This is a genomic window from Brevundimonas terrae (assembly GCF_011761985.1).
GTDB lineage: Bacteria > Pseudomonadota > Alphaproteobacteria > Caulobacterales > Caulobacteraceae > Brevundimonas > Brevundimonas terrae.
The window spans coordinates 745,859-754,900 of sequence record NZ_JAASQT010000002.1; the positions used below are offsets into that span (position 1 = coordinate 745,859).

At 54.0% G+C, this 9,042-nt stretch carries 8 protein-coding genes and 2 pseudogenes; 6 read left to right on the forward strand and 4 right to left on the reverse strand.

The features are described from left to right. Positions 1-52: 52 nt before the first annotated feature. Entirely contained in the window at positions 53-631 is a 579-nt protein-coding gene (locus FHS64_RS08460) for a hypothetical protein (protein WP_167177629.1), read from the reverse strand. A gap of 155 nt (positions 632-786) precedes the next feature. On the opposite strand from FHS64_RS08460, the gene FHS64_RS08465 reads away from it, so the two are divergent. The 3 genes from FHS64_RS08465 (at position 787) to FHS64_RS08475 (ending at position 3,207) form a co-directional block, all read left to right on the forward strand. Further along, positions 787-1,227, forward strand: a complete 441-nt coding sequence (locus FHS64_RS08465; RefSeq protein ID WP_243862897.1) for a LexA family protein — start codon at positions 787-789, stop codon at positions 1,225-1,227. Continuing rightward, a complete protein-coding gene (locus tag FHS64_RS08470; RefSeq protein ID WP_167177633.1) occupies positions 1,194-2,486 on the forward strand; it encodes a Y-family DNA polymerase in 1,293 nt (430 codons plus the stop codon). The genes FHS64_RS08465 and FHS64_RS08470 overlap by 34 nt, the downstream gene beginning before the upstream one ends. 88 nt (positions 2,487-2,574) lie before the next feature. Beyond that, positions 2,575-3,207 (forward strand): SOS response-associated peptidase family protein, encoded by a 633-nt coding sequence (locus FHS64_RS08475; RefSeq protein WP_167177635.1) that lies wholly within the window; start codon positions 2,575-2,577, stop codon positions 3,205-3,207. A gap of 350 nt (positions 3,208-3,557) precedes the next feature. On the opposite strand, the gene FHS64_RS08480 is transcribed toward FHS64_RS08475, so the two are convergent. Both FHS64_RS08480 and FHS64_RS08485 read right to left on the reverse strand, forming a co-directional pair. Then, complete coding sequence (locus tag FHS64_RS08480) at positions 3,558-4,187, reverse strand: RloB family protein (protein ID WP_167177637.1); 630 nt, start codon at positions 4,185-4,187, stop codon at positions 3,558-3,560. After that, positions 4,180-5,487, reverse strand: coding sequence for an AAA family ATPase (locus FHS64_RS08485; protein ID WP_167177639.1), 1,308 nt, complete (start codon positions 5,485-5,487; stop codon positions 4,180-4,182). The genes FHS64_RS08480 and FHS64_RS08485 overlap by 8 nt, the downstream gene beginning before the upstream one ends. A gap of 704 nt (positions 5,488-6,191) precedes the next feature. On the opposite strand from FHS64_RS08485, the gene FHS64_RS08490 reads away from it, so the two are divergent. The 3 genes and pseudogenes from FHS64_RS08490 to FHS64_RS14390 all read left to right on the forward strand — a co-directional run. Next, complete coding sequence (locus FHS64_RS08490) at positions 6,192-6,599, forward strand: organic hydroperoxide resistance protein (RefSeq protein ID WP_167177641.1); 408 nt, start codon at positions 6,192-6,194, stop codon at positions 6,597-6,599. A 14-nt stretch (positions 6,600-6,613) separates the two neighbouring features. After that, entirely contained in the window at positions 6,614-7,591 is a 978-nt protein-coding gene (locus FHS64_RS08495; RefSeq protein ID WP_167177643.1) for a zinc-binding dehydrogenase, read from the forward strand. Between the two features lie 697 nt (positions 7,592-8,288). Beyond that, positions 8,289-8,783: pseudogene (locus FHS64_RS14390) on the forward strand (tyrosine-type recombinase/integrase); the annotation flags it as partial. A 160-nt stretch (positions 8,784-8,943) separates the two neighbouring features. On the opposite strand, the pseudogene FHS64_RS14265 reads toward FHS64_RS14390, so the two are convergent. Further along, positions 8,944-9,042, reverse strand: a pseudogene (locus FHS64_RS14265) (hypothetical protein); the annotation flags it as partial.

The following is a 9,042-nucleotide window of genomic DNA, read 5'->3' on the forward strand; positions in this document are numbered from 1 at the left end:
TAATATCTCGAAGACAGGATTGTCCGTCAGGCAGCCAGTACGCTTTGTGGGATTAGAACGGGTTTGATGGCCTGATGCGTTCACGCTCGGCTTCACGGCGATTGCGTTCTGAAATATCGCGTACACAATTGCGAAGCTTTGAAATCGCGGTACCCGAACCAGTCAGGTTAACGTGGGCTACGATAACGGCTTCGCTACCGTCGTTACGGTCGCGTAGCACAATCGCACGCCTACCGGCGGCATATTTCTCAAGGAAGTCTGATTCAATGGGAACCGCTATGGTTTTTTCATTTATTCTATCCCAATCAACGCCTTGATATGTAGTCCATTGATCGTCTTGGGATTGAACTGCGATCGACATTCCTGTGATCTTTTCGTCCTTTATGTCCCATGACTCAGTAGTGAAAGTCAAAATGGGACCAGTCTCGTTTAAGTGAATTGCAGAGTATAGTTCGGCACCAGAATTCGCTTCGTCTCTCGTCATTAGGTAGCACGTACCGGGGTTATTTGATGCTGCGTAGACACCCCAGGGTAGGTTAAGCCAGTATTCCGTTCCCGCTCTTGCTTGCGTCGTTATGCCGAGCAGTATTATCGCGACCAGGCTGAAGAGACGCAGTGTCTGTTGAATCATTGTTTACTCCTTTTGCATCCGCCTATCGCCGACTGGTTTACGAATGGTCAAGCTTGGGTGCATTTGCCCTAGGTGCAGAACAAAAAGAGAACATTTATCTTGCGCCCTGATCCATTTCGCTCTTAGGAGGAGCGGAAAGGAGATCTAGCGTGGAGATGATGTTACGCGGCGCGATACCGCTGATGCAGGTCGATCCGGCCTGTTTGGTGCCGATGATGGGTGCCAAGGTCTGTGCCGGTTTTCCGTCGCCTGCGGATGACTATATCGAGGAGGCGCTGGATCCTTCGCGCCTGATCATCACTAATCCGGTCAGCACCTTCCTGTGGCGGGTGACGGGATGCTCGATGATCGAGAGGGGCATTCTGGACGGTGATTTCGTGGTGGTGGACCGCAGTCTGACGGTCAAGGTGGGTGACGTGGTTGTCGCCATCATTGATGGCCAGCCCAGCCTGAAGGTTGTGAAGCGGCGGGCAGGGCGGCTGGTGCTGGATTTCGCCAACAAGGCTATGGGCCATCTGCAGCTGGATGAAACCAGCGAGGCCATTGTCTGGGGCGTGGTCACATGGTCGCTGACCCAGCACCGGAAGTTGTCGTGAAGCGGGTCTATGCCCTGTCGGACGGGAACAGCTTCTATTGCAGCTGTGAGCGGGTGTTTGACCCGAGCCTGATCGACAAGCCGGTTGTGGTGCTGTCGAATAATGACGGATGCGTGGTGGCGCGAACGCCCGAGGCAAAGGCCATGGGCATTCCCATGGGGGTGCCGTGGTTCGAGATCCGCGACAGCTACCTGAAGGCGGGCGGCAAGGTTCGGTCTTCGAACTATGCGCTGTATGGCGATATGAGCCGCCGCGTGAACGCCGTCTATGAGCGGTTTGCCGACGAGGTCGAGGTTTACTCGATCGACGAGAGCTTCCTCGATCTGTCGCGGGCACCGGACCCCGAGGCGCATGCGCGGGTGATGCGCGATACGGTTTTGCGGTGGACCGGCATTCCGACCTGTGTGGGGCTAGGGCCGACGCGGGTGCTGGCCAAGGCGGCGAACCATCTGGCCAAGAAGCGGGCCGAGATGGGCGGGGTCTGTGACCTGACCGATCCAGAGCGGCGGGCGGCGCTGTTGGCCACGCTGGCGATTGAAGATGTGTGGGGTATCGGGAGGGCTTTGTCGGCGCGACTGGCGGCGCACGGCGTTCGCAATGCGGCCCAGCTGGCGGCCATGCCACCCAAGTCGGCGCGGCAGATATTGAGCGTGACCGGCGAGCGGATCGTGCTTGAGCTGTCTGGCGTCCATTGTTCGGCGCTGGAGATCACGCCACCTGCAAAGAAGGGCATTGCCGTGACGCGATCGTTCGGGCGGCCCGTAACGACGCTGGCAGAGATGGAAGAGGCGGTGCGGACCCATGCCGTCCGTGCGGGAGAAAAGCTGCGCCGCAATGGACGGGCGGCCCCGCATATCCAAGTGTTCTATTTCACGTCGCGGCACCGCAACGCGCCGCAGCGATCAGTGTCCGGCATCGAGCATTTTCCGGTGGCGACGAGCGATAGTATGGCACTGGCCGCCGCAGCGTGCCGCGTGGCGCGGCGGCTGTGGGCGGACGGGTTTATCTATGCGAAGTCAGGCGTGATGCTGGAGGGGCTGATCGATCCAGCGGACGCGGTGCCGGACCTGTGGCACACGCCGGACCCACGTCGGGCTGAGCTGATGCGGGCTATGGATGCGGTGAACATGCGGTACGGCCGCAATATGCTGGCACCGGCGGGCGTGACCTATCAGCGGCCCTGGTCACTGAAGCAAGACCTGCGCAGCCCGCGTTGGACGACGCGGCTGGACGAGGTGCCGACCGTGATGGCGCGATGAATATGGGTCAGCGCATATTGGCGGGCCACTGACCCTACAGCCGCCTCTGCACTTGAAGAACGGCGCTCTATCATGAGAGGTTCCAGATATGTGCAACCAGTACGCCAATAAAGCCGGACCACAGGCCATCATGAAGGCGGCAAAGGCCGCGCGTAATGCTGCGGGCAATCTGGAGCCGGGCAACATATTTCCCGACTATGCCGCCCCGATCGTGCGGATGGAGGGTGACGAGCGCATTCTGACCACGGCTCGCTGGGGCTTGCCGTCGCCCGCCAGAGCCCTTGAGGGCAAGAGAACCGACGCGGGCGTGACCAATGTGCGCAACACCTCCAGCCGTCACTGGCTTCGTTGGCTGGCCCCACAGTTCCGGTGTCTGGTGCCGTTCACATCCTTCAGCGAGCCGGGGCGCGACGCCGAGGGGAAGTATGAGCCGGTGTGGTTCGATCTTGTCGGCCGAGATCCTGAAACGCCCGCTTTCTTCGCGGGCATCTACGTGCCGCAGTGGACGAGCGTGCGCAAGCTGAAGGAGGGCGAGATCACAACTGACCTCTTCGCTTTCCTGACCACTGATCCCAGCGAGCCGGTGAAGTCCGTTCACCGTAGAGCGATGCCTGTGATCCTGACCGAGCCGGACGAGCTGGAGATGTGGATGTGCGCGGAATGGGGGGTTGCTAAGGCGCTGCAACGTCCGCTGCCGAATGGAGCGTTGACGATCGTATGACGCCGGACGACGGGTTGACCAAGGCTGACCGCTTTGAGGCCGAGGCTGTAGTGCTGCACGCTCGATCTAAGGCGGCGCTGACACCGATCGCTGCGACAATCCTGCGGTTCAGGGCGCTATGGGCTGAGGAAGCGGCCCGGCTGTTGCGTCGGCACGCGGGGTAGGGCAGTCGGATGGTGCCTCGAGGGCGTCTGGCACCGCCTCAACCCAAACGCCGCGCTTTTCCCCCCGCCTCGCCCGCGGGCTTTATCTATCGGTTACAATGCATGAAAGGGAAGGGCTACAAACCAAGTCCGTTCTGGATGCACTATCCTCTCAATATACCAAAATGACCTTGCAGATCCTTGCGCCTAACGAAGTTTCCCGTTCCCAGCTATCACGCTCATGAGCTTATGAACTGATGTGTAGGGCGCTCCGCGTTCTGAGCCGTCGCCTATGCGAGCTTTCTCTAGTGCTTCTGCGCGACGACAGGCATTTTCATAACCACTTTTCATGGCTTCATAATCAAAAGTTTTGCAGCCCTTTTTATTATAAGAGGGCATTATGCCTTTCAGTATTTTTTGAGCTTCAGCACTATTTATTTGTTTCCCATGGTCCTGAAGGTGGAGAATGGCCCACAATTCGAAGCATGGATTTGAATAAGCGACATTAAAACCATGTCGGCGAGAAAGATCGAAGGCTTCATCAATGCATTTATGGTCGTCACGGTCAAAAACTACCCAAATTTGATCGTTCATTTCAAAGCTAGAGCGTTTTTTTCCAGAACGACGCTCTTCTATAGCTTTTTGAACTATAGTTTTAGGGACGCCAATGCCCCCCAGAACACAAATTTCGACTAGTCTATTGCGATGATCTTCGGAGAATAACTTTATATATTCAGGTTCTGTGCGTCGCCCTTCACAGAAGATTGTGATTTTTTGACGCACATCGATGATCGGTTTTGAGCGTCGAGATAATGACGGAAGCTTCTTCTTAGCCATCGACGTCATCAGCACTATCGGCGCGAATAAAATCGCTAAGGCTGCCTAGATATGGGACAGCCCCAAAGCGCCCCTGAATGTAACCGCGTTCTAAGTTGTCGCTCCCGCGCGTACGCATATCTGTCAGCGGGAATAGAGTTGTGTCCCCATAAACGCTCTTTTCAGCAAACCAGACCTGATCACGACGAACGTAGTTGGAAGATAATACGTTCGTGTCATGAGTTGTTGCCAAAAGCTGCGCACTTCGAGGATTTGTTTCGCTACGAGAAAAAATAGCGACAAACTCTCGTGCAAGTAAGGTGTGCAAACTGACATCGAGTTCATCGACGACAAGAGTACCACCTCGATCCAATGCCTTTAGCGCAGTTTGGAGTAAGTGAATTAGTCGTACTGTTCCGCGGCTTTCTGTGTTGAAGTCAAGGTAAACTGGCTTCCCATTAGCCCCTAAATGACCAAGTGACAGCTTGGATGTATGTGAAGGGAAGTTAAAATCTCCATCAAATTTCTCATTAGAATTGAGAATTCGCGGAAGTAATACTTTTGAAATATCTTGATAAAGATCCAATTGGTCTTTGTTTGTAGCAACCTTTTCAAATCGCGCACCGGCTATGCCTGTGTCAGCCATTTTAAGGAAAGATATGATGCGAGGATCAAGCTCACCAGACAAGTTTTTAACAGTTCCATCAACTGTAAAGCTTGACCCAACAAACAAGAGTTTGTGCGCAAAAAAGTGGTAAACATCACTTAGTTGCTGATGTCCGTATTGTGCAGCTGCTGACAAAAATAGACTATTGTCACGAGCAAAAGATTCGATAACTCGATTTTGACCTTTGAGATGTTTCCCGAATGAAATTGTTTTTGTTTTTACATCACGGTCAAACAAAAGTCGGGGCTGCCCTTCTGGGTAGCTATACAACCATTCGCGACGATATGATTTTGAATCATATTCAAATCCATAATGAAAGCGTACCTGATCAATGAGGAAATCGCACTCTAGGACTGTTGGCGAATCTTTTGATTCTTCATCTAGGGCGAAGGGTGTAAATTCAATTCGAGCGTCAGGAGCGCGTCGAGCAAATGAGGACAATACATGTGATCGCATTGTCCGCAGTGCAGAATAAACTGTAGTTTTACCCGAAGCATTTGCCCCATAAATAAGCAATACGGGTAATGCATCACGTCGTGGAGCTACGGGAAAAAGCTCTGGTCCACGATCCTTAATTGCACGCGATGCAACAAAGGAAATTTCCATCGGTTGACGGATGGACGCGAAATTGGTGACGCCGAAGCGAAGTAGCATTTTGGCACTCCTATTCGCCTCTTAAAGCAGATTTTTGTGCATTTGCGGTAAAAATGATCTTTGAGAGAAAATTTAAACGAGCTTAAGCCAAGACAGTGAGCTTCGCACTGGGAAAGGCTATAACTACGTCGCTAGAAGGGGAGGGTTCCCTTGAGGCGTCGGAAGTTGAACGGTCCGAACAGTGTCGACGTCAGCCGAAATGACAGCGGGCCCACCGTTCCCATTTTCGAGTCTGTCTTATAAAGCGCGACACTCGTTGAAGCGAAAGAGGGATATCGAAACCCCTACGCTCTTAACGCGGGAACCTAGATTCTATGCATTTCGATAGAATTTTTAACCAGTTGAACTATCCAAACAACATCAATGTCTCGTGACCGACTGGGGATTATGTGTGTGCAATCAAATGCGGGGTAGGGCACTGGTCCCCAGAAAGTCCCCAGAAACAGATATGACACCCGTGAACGAAACCGGAAACCTATAAACTAAAAGCCACGCAAATACAGTATTTTAGGTTCAATCCACCTTGTTTACACCGAGGGGGTCGGGGGTTCGAACCCCTCGCCGCCCACCATTTAAAAGCCCGCTTCGGCGGGCTTTTTTGTGTTTGGAAATGACGCTTCTGAAACATCAAGGATATTTGACTGGTGTCTTGTAGGCCGAGGCCTAAACAGGATCGATCCCAGCTCAATACCGAGGATGGACCGATGAAGATTTTCTACAAGACTCGCGCCACCGCCACCGGAGGCCGTTCGGGGCATACGGCACTGGACGATGGCGGCCTTGCATTTGATCTGGCGCGTCCCGGCACCGGGGATGTCGGTGCCAATCCCGAACAACTGTTTGCTCTTGGCTATGCAGCCTGTTTTGACAGCGCATTGTCGATGGTTGCCGGACAGATGAAGCTCGAAGTCACCAGCAAGACATCGGTCGAGGTAGGCATCGGTCAGCGCGCCGATGGCGGCTATGCGCTAGACATCGACATCTATGTCGAGACCACGGGTATAGATACCGCGCAGGCCGAGAAGCTTGTCGACGCGGCGCACCACGCCTGTCCTTATTCGAACGCAACCCGCAACAATGTGGATGTGCGTCTGCACGTTACCGCTATTTGATACCGGAGCCCGTCATGCGCAGCGCTGTCCATCACACGTTCGGAGAACCGGCCGAGGTTCTTGCCCTTGGTGATCGGCCCGTTCCCGAACCTGGCCCAAGGCAGGTCCGCATCAAGACCATCCTGTCGCCAATCCATAATCACGACCTTTGGACGGTGCGGGGACAGTATGGCTATAAGCCCTCGCTGCCCGCCGTCGGGGGCAGCGAGGCCGTCGGAATTGTGGATGCATTAGGTCCCGATGCGACAGGCGTCACCGTGGGCCAACGCGTAGCCGTCGCCGGCGTTCATGAAAGCTGGGCCGAGTATTTTCTGGCACCCGCTGGCGGCTTGGTACCGCTTCCGGACGCCATTCCTGACGAAGCGGCCGCGCAGCTGATTGCCATGCCTTTTAGTGCGATCACGCTTCTGGATTTCCTGAACGTCGAACGCGGCGATTGGGTGATCCAGAACACGGCCAATGGTGCCGTTGGCAAGACCCTTGCCATGCTGGCCAAAGCGCGCGGCGTTAATGTTGTGAACCTTGTCCGGCGTGACGCCGGTGTCGATGAATTGTCGCAACTCGGCATCGGCAATGTTGTTTCCACCGCATCGGATGGCTGGAAGAACAAGGTGAGGGCTATTGTAGGCGAGGCCCCAATCAAGGCCGCCGTGGACTCCATAGGCGGGCGAGCGAGTGGCGACCTAATGGGGCTACTTGGCGAGAACGGGCTTCTGGTTTCGTTCGGGACAATGGCAGGCGAGCCCATGCAGATACCATCCGGCGACGTCATCTTTAAACAGGCGGTCGTCAAAGGGTTCTGGGGTTCAAAGGTCAGCGCAGCCATGCCCGCACCAAAACGCGCCGCTCTGATCGGCGAATTGCTTCAACTGGTCGTGGCAGGAGATTTGAAGCTACCGGTAGAGGCCGTTTTCGGTCTCGCCCAAGTTTCCGAGGCTGTGAAAGCATCCTTGAGCCCAGGCAAGTCCGGTAAGGTTCTTCTGCGTCCTTGAGATAAGAAGAGCGCAAAAGTTCAACAGTCAAACCTGCATGATTTAAATCGCCTAAGGAATATTATGCGAAGGAAACACATGTTGGATTCTGTTGCATACTATCTCAACTCCATAGCGCACAAAGCCGCTGCGCAGCCATTCCAAAGCGCGCAGCAGCGGCTTAGTGCGCGGTAAACAAGCACAAATTTCTCTTGAAATAAGCTTTGCGGCGTTCGAAAGCGTTTGCTCCAGTTAGCTTATCGAACACGTCGTGCAGATTCAGAGCCACTTAAAACCTAAAGCATATGTGGCTGACCGGATTGGTCGACCTCGCTACTGCGCAACAATTTGGATTGATTTCCTGAACGGTCATCTGTCGAGCGGTACTCTCGATCGATATGTCAACGCGGTCGCATCCATATACCGCTGCGCAGAAAGAATGTGCCCGCCAGTGGACCTGGATAAAGCGCTTCTTGAACCCAATTTGGATGATGTTGAGGCCGTTTTGACTTCGTACCTTTTGGTGCAGCAATCGTCAGGAAATCTGCGCCATTGGCAACTCTCGCTGCGATTTGTGACTGCTATTCTTGAATATGTCGTGGGCGTAGATGACCCGGTCCGTGTCCGACGCATGCGCAGCATTCGCCAGCGTTTTCAGCAACTCTCAGTACGGCCGAGACAGCCTGGACCTAGAATTCGATCATTGCCGCTGTCTGTGATGGAAAATCTCTACGAGATTTTCCATCCGCTCAGTGGCAACAATCCATTCCGTACCGACAAACATCACTGGCGTAACTATGTAATATTTTTGCTTCTGACGGAATTGGGACTTCGTAAGGGTGAGCTACTCGCTCTGACTTGTGATGCCGTAAAACATCAGACGAATTTATCCACAGGCCGGCCTAGCATATGGATTAATATAGATAACTCAGCAGCTAATCTCGATCTGAGAGGACGTCCGGCTAGGCTCAAAAACGCCAACTCCTATCGAGAACTACCGATGTCGTTGGAGTTGGCTGACGCGATTGAGACATATCTAGTGAACTTTAGAGGTGACCCCCCTCACCCATTCCTGTTCAGTTCATCAGAAGGCACGCCTCTAGCTGCTTCCTCGCTTGATCTGATGCTGCGTACAGCTTCGGATAGTCTCAGCGAGCTTGCTATGCGAGATCTTTCCTCTGCAGGATTTCGCAAGCTTGGGGCACATGGTTTGCGGCACACGAGTGTTGTAATCCGCCTTCAACGTTTCGTGCATGCAGGCATGGAAATGGAGGATGCCCTTACACGGCTTCGACCTTTTTATGGATGGTCGAGAACATCTACTATGCCGTTCCATTACGCTAGGGCATATTTCGATCCGAAGTATCTGGATGCATTACTACATCGTGGGCGACGATCAGGTGGTGCTCGGCTTCGACGACGGACTGGAGATTATAGCCGACAATGCCACTGCCGCGACCGGACGTCGCCAT